Source organism: Candidatus Clostridium stratigraminis (assembly GCF_045310675.1).
GTDB lineage: Bacteria > Bacillota > Clostridia > Clostridiales > Clostridiaceae > Clostridium_AT > Clostridium_AT stratigraminis.
Genome location: NZ_JBJHZZ010000006.1, coordinates 1 through 15,666 on the forward strand (window position 1 = coordinate 1; position 15,666 = coordinate 15,666).

Sequence of the window (15,666 nt, forward strand, 5' to 3'; positions counted from 1 at the left end):
ATAAAGGATAATATTTTAAAGTGGAGGGGTCAATTTTCAATGTAAAAGAGGGGTCAATATTAATTGTAAATCAACAACAGTGTATTAGCTCAATCTTCTATGACAATTAAATACAAAGACGGCATCGACTTAACTGGTAAAGATGTCATCAAGGCAAAGAAGTTCTCAAACATAAAAGTAACAGCAGACGATCAAAGCATATTAGATACTGCAAATGCTTTAGCTCCTCTATTGCAATATGAAATCACAGATATCTTAAGAAGTGACGACAACATACTTCTAAATGCATAATTAGTAATTGGCCCATTGTAAATGTTAGATTACAAAATTCTAATTGAAAGGAGGAAATATAATGGCAGATAAAAGTTTAGTAATGACTTTCTTAAACGAATTAGGCTCAAGAGCAAGTATTACACTTGCCGGAGTAAGAGATGATGTTACTCAAAATGAAGTATCTGCTGCCATGGATGTTATAATAGCAAAAAATATATTTAAGTCATCCGGCGGCAACCTTGTAACAAAACATTCTGCTCAGATTACTGAGAGAAATGTTACTGCACTGGAGGTTAGATAATTAAAAGGGGTATCTGCCCAATGTACCCCTAAATGCTAGACAAAATGGAACGTAAATAGATTTGATTTCTACAAATCTATTTACGTTCTTACTTTATTCCTTTTCTCTGAAGTACACCACTGCTAACTTTTATTTCTTTTGCTTCGGTGTGCAAAGATCTCGGCAATTTTCATATGTACATTCATGACTGCCGTTTTCCATGCCTTATTAATGATAAGAAAGACTGATGGCAGCTCCTTTGAGAAGCTAGGAGATAACTAAGAGTTAGCTCCCAGCTATTACTCTTTGATTCAATGTTCCATTTTTCTCTTACGCAGACTCAACTTAGTTTTAATAAAGAATTTTATCCAATTTATCGTTATCAAGAGGTTGTCCATATTCTGCATAGAATAATGGTAACTTTTTATGATATTCCTCTAATGCATCATTGTGCTTCTTAGAATAGTCTATGGCATATTCATATTTCCAATGCTCCTCACTTGTTCGAAGTTGTTTTTCAAGCTCTCGTTTAGGAATAAGTTTGCCTTTGTCATCTCGCCATCCATTTTCTTCTCTTTTTCTTTCAAGAATAATTCTACCAAAATACTGCCCAACACCAAATAAATAATTCCTTCTGACAATAGACTTTGGAACTAAGAGAATTTCATCCTTTCCATATCTATAGCAAGGTGATTCAACCTCTATCCATACCCGTAATTCCATGTCCCATGTATAAAATTTAGTGCTACTATTGGGATCTATTCCATATTTACTCATTTGAGCTAATGTGAAATCATTTAGTTCTTTATGAATCACATTGGTAAGTAAATCTGAAAAGCCATCTTCGGCAAATCCAGGAATAAGTATAGTAATATCTTGTGGAATACCTATTGTATTAATCTTAGCAATAAGTGATTCAAGAGGTCGAAAATCATGAATAAGTCCCTCTGGTGAGTTTCCTTTTCCATTATCTCCATTACCATACCCTAAACGGGTTGCATTCTGCTCTCTTGCATGACCTAATAGGCTATACTTTAATAATGTATCGCTATTTCTATAAGCCGTATAAAATTCATAAAAGAAAGAGTTTATTGTAGAAATAGCCATTTTTGACCAATTATCATTTAATTTTTCAAGTAGACATGGATCAATAAATAGTAAATTATCTCTATTTAAAGCCACATCAATAAACTCAAAATTTTCATGTCCTTTACATCCCAAGTTCCAAACATCTGAAACAAATATTTTTTTACTAATAATAATCATTCTCCTTTTTATTCCAAATTATGTGACAATATATATAATCATAAAGCAGAATAAAAATAGCATTTTTTACCTTTCTATTAACAGATTTCCTATTGTAACAAGCTTCAATTTGTAGTACAATATCAATGATATAAGTTGATGAGTGTACTATACGCTGGTACTTCTGTCAATTTGCTCTTCACCGAACGCCAATTCGGTGCTTTTTTTATTCTACATTTTATGTTCTTAAAAAAAATTTTTATTGATAAACCATGCTTTATCTGTTCTAATAAGTTAATGTACATCTGTGGCACATATTAACTGAGCAAGGTTGAGATTATGCAAATAGATATCTGTAAGTTATAAAAATATCTTTTTTATCAAAAAAATTAATAATTATTCGAAATCAATTTCTTCTTCTGCCTTATGGTAAACATCGAACTGATTGTCAATATCAAGCCTGTTTACAATCCATCCTCTAACCATGCACATCTTTATGAAATCATCAATACGGTTAACACCATTCATTTCCTTTAAGGTAACTATGACTCCAAACTGAAGTCCTCGTCCTGCTTTGGGTTCAAGGCGTTCCTTAGTCTTTATACTTAATCCCCACATTCCTGAATCATAAACCTTTCGCGGTCTGGCGCCAGCTTTAATTGTTTCATTAATGTGTTTTACATTATCCCATTTACGGTACATTTTGCGTGCCTCTTCTTCATAAATAGTGATTACTCCATCCTCTGCCTGATTATTACAATCAATAGTTTTTATAACTGCCTTGCCAGCCTTATCCATAATGCGTCCGAAGTGGATGTCCATTTCGGTACTTGTATAATCTACGCCTTGATTACGGTCACTTTTAGGGAAATATACCAGTGTAGCTTTTGCAAAATAGGGATGTGCATTCATATCTTGCGGAACTGGTATATTATAAGTGTAAGTTTCATATTCATCAATTGACCCGGTCATAATAAAGCGAATTTCATCATCTTTAGAATGCAAAATATCCTCAATACGCTTAGGTACAATTCCATAACCAATACGAAATGAACCATCATCCTTACGTTTCCATCCTGCAGCTGAATCAATTAACAATGCCTTTGCTACTTCTCGACTCAGCCCCATAATATGAATAAGATATGCCATTTTTCTTGTAATCCATGGAGCTGCAAAAGAGGTTCCCGTAACATATGCTTTTCCTAACGGTTCGAATACTACAATTTTTTCAGGACCATCCCCCCCATAATAGCTGACATCAGGCTTATGAAAAAAAGACAGTACTGGTCCAATTCTGGTGTAAGATGCTGATTTTCCAGTAAAATCAACAGCATTTACCACCAAAGAATTTAAAGAATCTGCTGGAGCACCTATTTTATATGGTGCTTGTATCCTCTTTCCTTTATTGGTTCCAGCAACAACAAATATCACATCATATTCACTTTGAATCTTATCTAATTCTGCTGCTTCTGGAGAGATGAAATTGTTATTTATTTGCATTGCAGAACCTAAAGATAAATTCCAAACCTTAATATCTCTATTTACAGCCACGATATTTCGAATAAGCTTTAATATAGTGAAGGAACTAAATTTACCTGCCTTGGCAACGCCAAAGTGTCTCACACGAAACCTTCCACAGCCATCGTCTAATCCAGGATTGAATGCTGGTCCATCTACAATTATAGATGAAACCGCAGTTCCATGTTTGTAATCTTCTTCTTCTATTTCAATGTCTGATGATAATTTTTTTTCATATTTTACCCATTCATGAAAATACACCCGGTTATCAAACTGAGTATCTATCACACCAACAACCGGCTCTTGATTCGGTCTCGGAATTGTAATAATTCTGTTATTTTCATCTTCATCAAAATCCAATATATCTTCACGCGCGATTTCTGAAAGATCAATCACATTCATAGCTATCAAATAAGGCGCATTCTCTTGAAGCATCCTGATTTCATCCGGATCAAGTCTTAACGTTGTCTCATCAATCATTTTTGCATTTATCATATCTATTCCAAATTGTCTGAGTAGCTCCGATGTTTCAACTCCCGTTTTATATATTGTAATAATAGATTCTTCTTCTATTTTTTTTGTATCTCTATCTATATCAAATTGTTCCACAAAATGTGCGTCAACAATCACATTTAAGAAAGTAGATTTTGAAATATAGCTGTCACTATAATTTCCTTTATTAATCTGCTCTGTATCCTTATCTTTAATCTTTCCTTTATATTTTTCTCGGACAATTCTTACAGAAGCATCTAATTTTTCTATAGAATCTTGAATTGCTTTAAGATTTATAAAGTGCGTAAAAACATGTTTTTGTCTAAGCCCTCCCTTTTCCATTTCAGGTCCCCAAACAAACTTTGCACCACGAATAGATAATTTAGGAGATTTACTTCCTTCTCCCAATAAGGTTTTCAGACGATTACTCTTTGCAACAACATGTCTATAGTGTACACTAACCAGTGCGCCGCCTATTATTGTCTGATTTTTTTCCCAGTATACTAAAATCCTCTGAAGTTGCTCTTTAAGTTCCTCAATATGTTGTGCTGTAACAATTGCTCCTTTAGGTAAGTTAGTGGGACCAAATAAATTGGAATTTTTTCTTTGTTGAAACTGTCCTTTTAATTGTAATATGTTATTCATCTTCACCTACCTCCTTTAGTTCACGAGCAACACTACTTTTCGATTTTTTTGTTAGAATCTCAATTTCTCGTATAGTAAATTTTTGTGATTGTAGTTTTTTTAAATCTTCTGACTTCTCAGAACAAACTGCATAATACAATCTTCTAAAGTAATCCATGCCGTCATCCGGATCACTAAATGCAACTGCTGTTTTTATAATGTTCTTCAAATCGCCTGGATAAGGAATTGGCGACTTTAAATTAAGTATCTTGCGAAACAGTCTTACATCTTTATTTGCAAGTTTAAATTTAGTCAAAAATTTATTAAGCATTTCTTCTGACACCGACATTAAATCTTCTTGTGTATATCTATTAAAATCTATTACAGAATCAAATCTGCGAACTAAAGCCTTGTCAAAATGCTCAAATAAATTTGTAGTTGCAATCAATACTACCCTCTCATCCATATAATCCATACCTTTTAACATGGCAGATGTAGCCCTGCCCATTTCTCTCAAGTCATTAGAATTTGTACGATCTAAAGCCACTGCATCAATCTCATCAAATAAGACTATGACCTTTTCTGGATGAACAAAATTATTTATTTCCCTAAATAATGCGGAAATATTTTTTTGTGTCTGACCAAGTTTACTGTCAATTATTGCAGCAAAATCTACCATATATATCTCTCGCTCTAATATACGCGCTAATTGCTTTACAGCTTCCGTTTTTCCTGTTCCTGGTGCTCCCTGAAGTAGGAACTTGTTAATTCCTGCATTATGAGCAACTGCATTTACAATTCCTAATAAATCTTGCATAATGACATCTGGAAGTAAAAGCATTTCACCTTTCGCTTCAACCTTTTCAAATAATGCAGACTCATTTTGATTCATTTGTGGAATAAATGTATTTGCGTTAGACATTAAGGCCATAATATATTCTGCTAACTGATAATCTCCCGATGTATCAAAATCTTTTGCAATTTCGTACGCTTCACTTCTAAACCCAGCATCATTATCTTCTGAATAATATTTTATTAAATTTATAACGTTTTTCTTTTTCATATTACGCACGCTCCTTGCTTTCTTTTCTTTATATACATTATACCACATTGGGACACATATGTCAATATTGGGACAAATATAAAAATTGACATTTATCTACACAAAATTTAAATTATAAAAATATTTGCTTGAAATAGCTCCTTTCAAGATTACGTTCAATATATTTAATCAACATTTAGATATTAGTAAATAAAAAACTGTAGAATTTATACAAACCACTAAACACATTCCTTTTCTTGAATTATGATTACAAACCTATCCCTACATGCTTTTAGTAACACCATAATTTTGCTTGGTGTTCCATACCCCGACTTATTTGGCAATTGCATAGATGAGAATTTATATTAAATAGTCAATAATAATTAATCACCTATGAAATACTCCATAGGTGATTAATTTCAAAAGTATACGACTTATTTCAAATTTATATCTACGATTTTAAACGGCGGCAAACTATTAACTAAATCTACAGTTTGAATGGATAGATTAATTACCCGTAATAGTAAATTAAAAATATAGCGTTCATCATCAGAGTACAAGTTTGGATCATCAACGATACCAGAGTCCGTATCTACTTTCACTTGATACTGGTCCATAATCCATTGTATTGCTGATTTACCATTTACAACGTACTCATATGCCTTCAAGGGAATCTCTGAAATAGTAATATCAGTATTGAAGATAATCTTATCCAAAACACCTTTCTTAGAATATTTCATCTTTACAACTTTATATGAAGGATTTAATTTCCCTTCAAGTTTAATACCATAAAATGGATCAACTGATTCATAATTTAAGTGCAAATCAGCTAGTTCACGACCAATTTTAATATATTTGTCTTTATTTTCCAAAAGAGGAATTCTGGGAAGTTCTTTAGATAAATCATTCTTGTATGTTTCCTTATATTGAGAAGAATGAAGAACTGCATAAATATAGTAAAATAATTCTTCACAATTCATTCCAAATAATTCCATAGCGAACTCCGACTCATTATTATAAGATTCATTTCCAAATAAGGTATCGGGATAATTTATTTGATTAACAAAAACTTTCCCAGTATCCATAAGGTGAAAGTTCGGAATACATTTTCCAACTATTGCAGAGAAATCTCTCTTGGAGCCTAAACCAAGTGTTTGAATATACTTAAAATAAACAGAATTAATATCAAAGTTATGATATCTGCCAGGCATCTCAATAATATCACTTTCATAATATAGCCACTTTTTACAGAAAGGTCGATATTGACTTAAAAAAACGTTATTTTTATCAATACTTATAACCTGAGATTTCTCAAATTTCTTCTTTAATGCCCTACTCCAGTTTACAAATGACCCATTTGTGTTAATTAAATTAACATTTCCCTGTTCCCCTATTTTTTTTAGTCGCTTTATTTCCGAATTATAGTTCGCAACCATGCGTTCAGCATTTTCAATTGTTTTTTCTTTTGAAAATCCGTATACCCAATAGTCTCTACTGGTAGTAACTCCAATCATCATTTCATTAAATATTCTATTTCTGGATTCAGAATATACCGGAACAAAAGATTGATAATTTTCATCTCTTTTGTTTAACCAATCATTATTATTATCAGGAATAATTTTATCCCAGCAAATTCTATCAATAGATTTAAAATCAGCAATGGCTGATAATTTCTGTTCTTTACATAGATAATCTCCAATATCATGGTAGTATATTTCATGATTTTCCGAGTCATCTTTCACAAGCATTGTTATTGCAACTGAGGATCTACTGCCTTCTCCAAAAACATTTCCAGCCTCTTTTCTTCGCTGTTCTCCAGATGTTCTAGCGTCACCTCTAAGATTCAAGAAGTAAATATAATTAAATTCTTCATACCAACATTTTCTTAATCCATCTGTAGCTTGACTATCTAAAAATGAACCATTAGTAACAAATCCAATAACACCCTTTTTACCAATTCTATCGGAAGACCATCTAAAAGCTCTAATAAAACTATCATAAAGAGTTTTTTTCATCTTTGCATTAGTATATTTTGCATAAGTATTTGAAATTCTATCATCTAAATAAGGATATTCATTATTTGCATTATTATCATTCTCACTTGATTGGCCTGCTGAGTATGGCGGGTTACCAATTATCGCAAAAATGGATTCTTTCTGTTGTTGTTCAATACGCTCATTATTATCTCCAAATAATTCATCTATAAATGAATCTGCTTTTTCTGTGATTTCAAAAGTATCAGTCAAAACAATACCATTAAACGGTTTATAATCTTCATTCATAATAGAATGGAATGTTTCTTCGATATTTATTGCAGCAATGTAATAACTTAATAGCACAATCTCGTTTGCATGAAGTTCCTGTGTGTACTTCCGCACCAAATCTTCCTTAGAAATTAATCCATTTTGTAATAACCGCACGATAAATGTACCTGTGCCAGTAAATGGATCAAGGATGTGAACCCCTTCATCACTTATCGATTTGCTAAAATGTTTTTTTAACAACTTATCAACAGAGTTAATAATAAAATCCACTATTTCAACTGGTGTAAACACTATTCCCAAGCGTTCAGTTGTTTCTTTAAACCCAACTTTAAAAAACTTATCATACAACTGAATAATAATTTCTTGTTTTGCTTTAAGATTATCAATTCCCTCAGCTCGAACACGTACACTCATATAGAAGTCTTTTAAACGTTCTTGTTCCTTTAAAAGACCATATTCATCCAAAACCTTTAAAACCGTATCCATAGCTCTTGAGACAGGGTTGTCATTGGCAAAACTGTATGAATCAAACAAGGCTTCAAATACTGGTTTAGTAATTAAATGTTGCGATAACATTTCAATTGCTTGTTGGTCTGAAATAGCAGCATTGATGTTATGGCGTAGCCCTGATACAAACTTTTGAAATGCCTTATAAGCCTCACTATTGCTATCTTCCAACATCACCCTTATACGCATAATATGTTGTTGAGCAATTTGTGCTACATCTTTAGACCAATCTTCCCAATAACGTACATTCCCAACCTTTTTCACAATCTTTCCATAGATTGCACGTTCAATGTTCGTGAATTCTTCTCCATCAAGGTTTAGTCTCAGCTGCTGTATTATTGGCTTTGCAACAGTAAATCCGCCTTCACTTTCATTTGGTGCGGAACCTACTCCAATAACCTGTAACTGTTCAGGTTTCTTCTTATTCAATTCCAACTTATTGATTGTTGCATCAAAACGTTCATCTATCGAACGTAATGCGTTTAAAACATCCCAAACTACTTGATATTTCTCATTCTTATCTAAAACCGTACTTTCATCAACACCCGCCGGAATCCCAATTGGAAGAATGATATAACCATAATCTTTTCCTTCAGCTTTACGCATAACACGGCCGACCGCCTGTGCTATATCAATACGAGATTTACGAGGTTTTAAGAACATTACAGCGTCTAGTTCAGGCACGTCTACACCTTCTGTAAGAAATCTGGCGTTAGAAAGGATACGACAAGTGTTTGTTGGAACTTCTGCTTTCAACCAAGAAATCCTCTCGTTCTTCTGCAAAGCATTCATTGAACCATCTGCATGGTCTATCTCTACTCGAACTGGCTCTACCTCGCCTCCTGACTCATTTAAATACATCTCCACAACTTCAGTGAACATTTCTTTAATCAATTTTGAATCACGAATTGTTCCAGCAAAAGCAATCGCACGCTTCATAGGATTTAGTGAAATCACGTTAGAATTACTTCTGCGTTTAATCAAACCATTCCAGCAACCAATTATTTTCGTTATATCATCGAATTCAAGTTCTGTATCTCGTTTGTTAGCCAACATAGTTTGGAATGACCGAGCAACTGCTTCTTCATCAACAGCAAGGACCATAACCTTATAGTCAGTTAAAATCCCCTTATTTACAGCATCGCCAAATCCAATACGATAAAACTCTTCCCCGTAAATATCTTTGTCATTCATATCTGCTATAATTACAGACATTTCATCTGCTTTCTGCTTGGCATCTTCACCGTAAATACGAGGTGTAGCTGTTTGATACAAACGTTTCTTAGCCTTAATGTTGTTATCGCTATGTATTTTTACAAAAGGACTAGCTTCTGACCCTACTTCTGTAGCACCAGTTGTACGATGAGCCTCATCACAAATAACCAAATCAAATTCATAAAAGCCATTTTTCTGCGATTCAATTATTACATCTATTGACTGATATGTCGAAAATACTACCAAAAACTTACTTTGGCCATCTGATAAGTTAATACACTTCTGCCGTTCTAACAGCTTTCGGTAGTCTGTTGTCGCAGGATAGCCTAAGTCAACTGCAGTAATATCCTCAATTTCATTCTCATTTTTTACATTTTTCGTAACTTTTCTATCTGAACAAACAGCGAAAGTATCCATTCTATCGCGATACTTAGAGTCAGCAGTCCAATTTCTTAATGATTGAGAAAGTAACTGAATACTTGGAACAAGATACAATACTCTAAATGTACCATCTTTCATTTCTGCCATCTTTTCTGCAATTACTAAAGAGGTATAGGTTTTACCTGTACCTGGAGCCATAATTAACTTCCCCCGATTACTGGTTTTAAATCCACTGGTAACTGCCTCGATTGCAGGAATTTGATGAGGAAGTGGTCGCTTAGATGGTTTCAATTCGACTAAGTTCTGTTTTTCCACAGAAAACTTAGACCAATCGATCTCGCTTTCACGTAATTGAGACAACCCGATACGAGCAATATTCTTATCCCGACTCTGCAGAGCATCATTTGCATTATTACTCCACTTATCCGTTGAAGTTACAATGATACCCTCAGCATAGTAATTCTTCCCTACTTCGTTTAAAAAAGAATCAATATGAGATTTCTGAATTGTTGTATCTTTCGAGTAATACTTACACTGTATAGCAACCAGCTTGCCAGTCTCCCTATTGCGTGCGACCAAATCTACTCCAGTATCTTTCTTAGGAACTCCATACTCTTCAGGAATATCCCGTAACATCCATACTTGATCAAACAAACGTGCATACATCGGCTCATGTTTCAAATATGCTGTAGCTAACAATTCAAAAAAGGTACCTCGATCTCGTTGCTCCATATCCTCACGTTCTAAATCATGTATTATTTTATCAAATGAATGATGTATAATCTTATAACTAGCCTTGTCTTCCATATATTTAATCCCTCCAAAATGCAAGTTAACACTTAATGCTGCTGGTGTATTCCTCATTTTATTATTCAAATTCAGTATCAACTTGTCTAATTCTAATATCATAACATTCCACGACACTAAAATTAAAAAAGATAATCGGTTAACTCATGATTTATTATATTATCATTACAACCACTTTTATATTGAAAAATTACCGGTCAATACTTTCACTTTTTTTAAGCTAGACTTTTTTGACTGACAATTCTCACAAATTATTATTTATTTAAAACCGGCATATGCCTTTTTTAATTAAGCTTATACTTTCGTTCTGATTCATATTAATTATATCATTACCACCTTTTATTTACTATTTCAGTAAGTACTGCTTGTCCTATTAACCTTGCAGAAAAATAACATACCATATCCTTGTAGCGGTAATTTAAGCCCATAAGGAGAAAGATAGAAATCTGAAAAGGGAAAATGAGAACTCAAATTGAGATATTGAAAAATTTCAAATATAATTTCTTTTGCTAAAGAAACTATTTTATATACCATAAATAGTATTATATTCATTCATTGCATAGTTATCTGTCATACCAGAAATATGATCTGCAATATTTCTTACAAGAATTTCCCTTTTACAGATATATTCATTATTTAAATCAATCTTTCCGCCTTCATCTCTAGGCTCACTGTAACATATCATGCTAAATTCATCAGCAATCAATTTTGGATCTCCATTCCTAAAATCAATAACATTATTACTAATCTTTCTAATATCTCTATATATTCGTGCAAGAGTTGTATCAGGCAATAATTTAGGGTTGTTATAATATGATTTAAATAATGAAGTAATTATAAATTTTGCCTTGTCATCAAATCTTGATACTTCAAAGCTATTTATAACTTTCTTCGTTATTATCCTTTCAAGGTATTCTAAAATGAATTTTCCTTCTTTACTAAATTCAACTAATTTTTCTTTTACTCTATGATATTTTCTATATAGTTCATTTTCCATATTAAATTCAGCTATATTAATTTGTGATTGGTTAACGATATCTTGAATAAAATAGCTTAAAATTTCAGGAACCAGCCTAGATTTCAACATATCATTTTCGTCAATAAATATCTTATTTTCATTTTTGATTTTTTCCATATCTTCTTGGATATTATTCAAGATATCTTTAATTGGTTTCATTTTTCTTATTTCACTATAAGACAATAATTCATCAAAACTTAAATGCTTTGCAGCAAAAGCATCGTCTAAATCATGTCCTCTTTGGGCAATCTCATCAGCAATGGCAACTATCTGTCCTTCTATTGTAGTTGGAAACTTATACTCTAGAAATAAATAATCAGATTCTCCATGAACTAAAAATTCATTTATATCAAAGCATTTTCTAGTACATGTTTCTAAGTCACAATTCTCACAATCCTTAACTTTGCCACCAGTATGCTTTAAAACACCTTCTAAAACCTGATATGATAAATCTATACCTTCATGACTAAAATATTTTTCCTCTATATAGGACAGAACCCTGAGTCCTTGATAATTATGTTTAAACCCTCCAAAATCTATTTCATCAGCACATGGAATTATTTTAATTTCATTTCTTAATATACTATTCAGTGTTCTCTCCCCTTGATGTCCAAATGGAGTATGTCCAATATCATGTGCCAAAGCAATAGCTTCCGTTAAATCGTGATTTACGTTTAACCTAAGTGCTAAACCACGCGCTATTTGAGATACTTCAAGCGTATGTGTCATTCTTGTTCTAAAATGATCTCCCTTTGTTGATGTAAATATTTGAGCTTTATCTACTAACCTTCTTGACGCTTTAGCATGTACTACACGTTCACGATCTCTCTGAAACTCACCACGAAATCCATCTGCACTATTTATAGCAATTGCTCTTTTACAGTGCTCATTTTTTTGACTTAAAGTACATAAATTAGTTTCTAATGGAATAGGTCCGTACACCTGCTCATTGTAACTTACAGACTCTACAACATAACTTCCCTTTAGCGCAAATTCAATTTGTTTAAACAATTCTCTAGAAGTTTCTATACTTAAATAAGAATTTACCATAAAATCATTTTTTAAATCTAACCCAGAACTATTTATAAAATTATCAATTACTATTTTTGAATCTGTACTAAATAAAATTTTGTAATCTAACTTATTATCCCTGCTAATTTCTCCATGTCCTAGGAATAATTCTAATGCATGATATTCGCTTTCTCTTCTTTCAAAAATAATAAAAATCATCTCAAACTCACTATGGTGTCTTAATTTCTCAAGAGTTGGCCGGTCATTTTCGTCTGTAATATAATAATGATATTTTATACCCTCTTCTAAACTTTTCTTAATATACTTAATTATTTGTGTTTGATCGTTTTTAAACTTTCCCAATAGAAAAAAATTATTTACCATCATCATGTCCCCTTTTCAATGTTGTTTCTTACTATTTACATTAATTATCGTTTAAATGAGCTAACTTTAATAAATTTTTTTATGTAAAATGCTTTTATAGTTCTTATTTTTTATGCATTCAATATAAAAATTCACATAATGATATTAATAAACCTTCTCCAGCACAATTCCCTCCTTAAACCCGCCACGTTCCTCTTTCTTCATTTCTCTCTTCCTAATCAAATCCTCTTCACTATACCCCAAACTCTCCGCCAGCCCAAATAACACTTCCATCACATCTGCCAGCTCCTCTAGATTCTTACCATCTAAAAACTCCTTAACCTCTTCCTGTAGCTTAGCCTCAAGAAGAGCATAATGCTCCTCTTTATCTGCTATCCTTATCTCATACTTATTCCCATCTGCTTCAATTATTTGTGGTATTTTATCTCTTATAAGCTTATTATATATTTTCATTTATTTTCCCCCATCATTTAAATATTGTTAAATTTAATTAAATAGCTTATTTACCACCTGGAAGCCTTGATTTTCAGCTATCTGATATAAAGGCGAAATACACTGCCTTAGCTTAGTATTAAAACTTTCCATTGGGCTGAATTTATAATAATCATATGGATTATCCAGCCTTAATACATCAATATATTGCTCAAGTGCTGCTTCTACTTTCTTCTCACATAAATAGGAAAATGCCTTGTATTGGATTTTACAAAATTCATTAATATATTTATCAAAGAGTAATAGATTGTCGCTCTTTTTACTGTTTATATTTTTAAAGGTAGGTACTAAGTTCCATATCTCATCATGTAAAACAAAACTCCAAGGTATAAAGTGATCTATGCTTAAAACTCCATATTTCTCGTAATTATCCTTATTAAACTCTTCACCGGTATATAAATCACTTATCCCCTTGCATGAGATTATGTTTTTCCAAAGCTTTGTTGCACTTGTTAGCTTTCTAGTCTTTGGAGCCTCAAGTTTAAAGGCTACTGCTGGCACATTAGGATTTCTCTTTTGAATAAAGCATACTAATTTGTAATAAATCCATGATTTAATCAATTTATAGTTGTCCTTTAGATACTCGTCCCAGCCTTCACTTAAAAGTATTTTATTCTTATCTCCTTTTATAATTTTATATAAACATCTATCACTGTTTTGAGATAAGTAGGTTATCATCTTATTTTTAGAACTGTCCTTTACACCATGAAGTTCCTCGAAAAAGAATGGAGATAGTAATCTGTAGGGTACATTATAAGTTAATTCCTTCATCATAAACTTCAGCTCTTTATCATCACTGCTTGTTAGATAAGCTAACAGCTTTTTTTCATCATAGTTTGAAGCAAAGTTTTCCTTACAGTATACATAGTTAACTGGCTTCTTTAAATTATCAAATCTTCCGAAGCTTAGCTTATACTGAAGTATTGGATACCAGGCATATACTATCATCCTTGCCACTATCTGCTCAAAGTATATTTCCACATTTCCAATACTAACTTCATCAATAATCCCTAATAGCCAATACATCTTATAGCTAGCAACTACTTTGTCATCATCTAATAATCTTGAGAATGTTCTAGAGTCTATTTTATCACTGTAGGGAACGGCATTTTGTATATTTTTAGGTAGAATCAATCTTGTTGAATTATCTATATTAGTTTTCATCTGTTTATAGGATTGCTCCTTGTCCCCCTTTTTTTCTTTTAGACACTTAATGTTTATAAAATTAAGTATTCTACAATTACCTCCCAATTCCTGCAGAAAAATACAAAAGAGTGGAAATTTCCACTCTCTATCTAAATCCTTCATAATTAATCATACACTATAACATTAACAACCCTTCCCGAAATATATGCCTCAATATTCTCTGCCAATATATTTATAAGCCTCTGTCTTGTTTCAACCCCCTTCCAGCCAATATGAGGAGTAAGTATACCTTTCTTCATGCTGTATAAGGGATTTGTAAGTTCTGATGGTTCTATTTCCTGAACTGCAATAACTTTATCTCTTAGCGCTGTTATTAAATTCTAGAAGGCCTAACTCCCATCTTAATACCAACCATCAAAGCTATATACAGGATTCGGTATCGCTACTAATCTCACAGTAGAGCTTTCATCATCAGTGCTCTAACATTATACTAGCGCACCTTGAAACTCAATCGTTACAAATAGAAATTTTTTCAGGTCCCACTAGTAATTTTTTAACCTGCGACTTACTTTTTCCGCAAAATGAACACTTGATTTGACTATTGCTTCCGTTCTCTTCGCCAATTTCCATTTTCAACAGTTTTTCATTGCTGCCATCGTCTAATAAATAATTCGCAGTAACCTTAAAAAAATTGGCTATTGGTATGATGTACTCGATGTCTGGATAGCCGGTTTCGCTTTCCGATCGGGATATTGCCTGGTTTGTCACCCCCAGCGCTTCGGCAAGCTTTTCCTTAGTGACATTTTGAAGTTTGCGCAGTTCTTTTATCCTCGCCCCGATCTTAATATTCACAATCATTCCTCCATTCAATTATTAACTGCTTTATAACCGAATTATACAATCTAAACAGGCAGGAAACAATCGTGAGTTAGTTGATATATATCAATGAATCGTTGACTTTCTTACG

The 15,666-nt window shown here is 32.7% G+C and carries 11 protein-coding genes; 2 read left to right on the top strand and 9 right to left on the bottom strand.

The genetic code is table 11. From position 1 onward, the window contains the following. Positions 1 to 69: 69 nt before the first annotated feature. Positions 70 to 291, top strand: coding sequence for a DUF1659 domain-containing protein (locus ACJDUG_RS10190; protein ID WP_479723035.1), 222 nt, complete (start codon positions 70 to 72; stop codon positions 289 to 291). 61 nt (positions 292 to 352) lie between these two features. Further along, a complete protein-coding gene (locus tag ACJDUG_RS10195; RefSeq protein ID WP_406769794.1) occupies positions 353 to 574 on the top strand; it encodes a DUF2922 domain-containing protein in 222 nt (73 codons plus the stop codon). A gap of 330 nt (positions 575 to 904) precedes the next feature. On the opposite strand, the gene ACJDUG_RS10200 is transcribed toward ACJDUG_RS10195, so the two are convergent. From ACJDUG_RS10200 to ACJDUG_RS10240, 9 genes are all read right to left on the bottom strand, one after another. Then, positions 905 to 1,819 carry a hypothetical protein gene (locus ACJDUG_RS10200; protein WP_406769795.1) on the bottom strand — a complete coding sequence of 305 codons (915 nt, stop codon included), beginning with the start codon at positions 1,817 to 1,819 and terminating at the stop codon, positions 905 to 907. A gap of 375 nt (positions 1,820 to 2,194) precedes the next feature. After that, a complete protein-coding gene (locus tag ACJDUG_RS10205; protein WP_406769796.1) occupies positions 2,195 to 4,453 on the bottom strand; it encodes a S8 family peptidase in 2,259 nt (752 codons plus the stop codon). Further along, a complete protein-coding gene (locus ACJDUG_RS10210) occupies positions 4,446 to 5,495 on the bottom strand; it encodes an AAA family ATPase (RefSeq protein WP_406769797.1) in 1,050 nt (349 codons plus the stop codon). Before ACJDUG_RS10210 ends, ACJDUG_RS10205 begins: the two co-directional genes overlap by 8 nt. 413 nt (positions 5,496 to 5,908) lie before the next feature. Beyond that, complete coding sequence (locus tag ACJDUG_RS10215) at positions 5,909 to 10,648, bottom strand: DEAD/DEAH box helicase (protein ID WP_406769798.1); 4,740 nt, start codon at positions 10,646 to 10,648, stop codon at positions 5,909 to 5,911. Positions 10,649 to 11,171: 523 nt separating this feature from the next. Further along, on the bottom strand, positions 11,172 to 13,040 hold the full coding sequence (locus ACJDUG_RS10220; RefSeq protein WP_406769799.1) for a deoxyguanosinetriphosphate triphosphohydrolase family protein: 1,869 nt from the start codon (positions 13,038 to 13,040) through the stop codon (positions 11,172 to 11,174). 165 nt (positions 13,041 to 13,205) lie between these two features. Next, complete coding sequence (locus ACJDUG_RS10225; RefSeq protein ID WP_406769800.1) at positions 13,206 to 13,514, bottom strand: phosphoribosyl-ATP pyrophosphohydrolase; 309 nt, start codon at positions 13,512 to 13,514, stop codon at positions 13,206 to 13,208. A gap of 33 nt (positions 13,515 to 13,547) precedes the next feature. After that, the gene (locus ACJDUG_RS10230) at positions 13,548 to 14,717 is read right to left on the bottom strand and encodes an HNH endonuclease domain-containing protein (protein ID WP_406769921.1); all 1,170 of its coding nucleotides are present in this window, start codon (positions 14,715 to 14,717) and stop codon (positions 13,548 to 13,550) included. Between the two features lie 146 nt (positions 14,718 to 14,863). After that, the gene (locus ACJDUG_RS10235; RefSeq protein WP_406769801.1) at positions 14,864 to 14,998 is read right to left on the bottom strand and encodes a hypothetical protein; all 135 of its coding nucleotides are present in this window, start codon (positions 14,996 to 14,998) and stop codon (positions 14,864 to 14,866) included. 208 nt (positions 14,999 to 15,206) lie between these two features. After that, entirely contained in the window at positions 15,207 to 15,551 is a 345-nt protein-coding gene (locus ACJDUG_RS10240) for a helix-turn-helix domain-containing protein (protein WP_406769802.1), read from the bottom strand. Positions 15,552 to 15,666 lie beyond the last annotated feature (115 nt).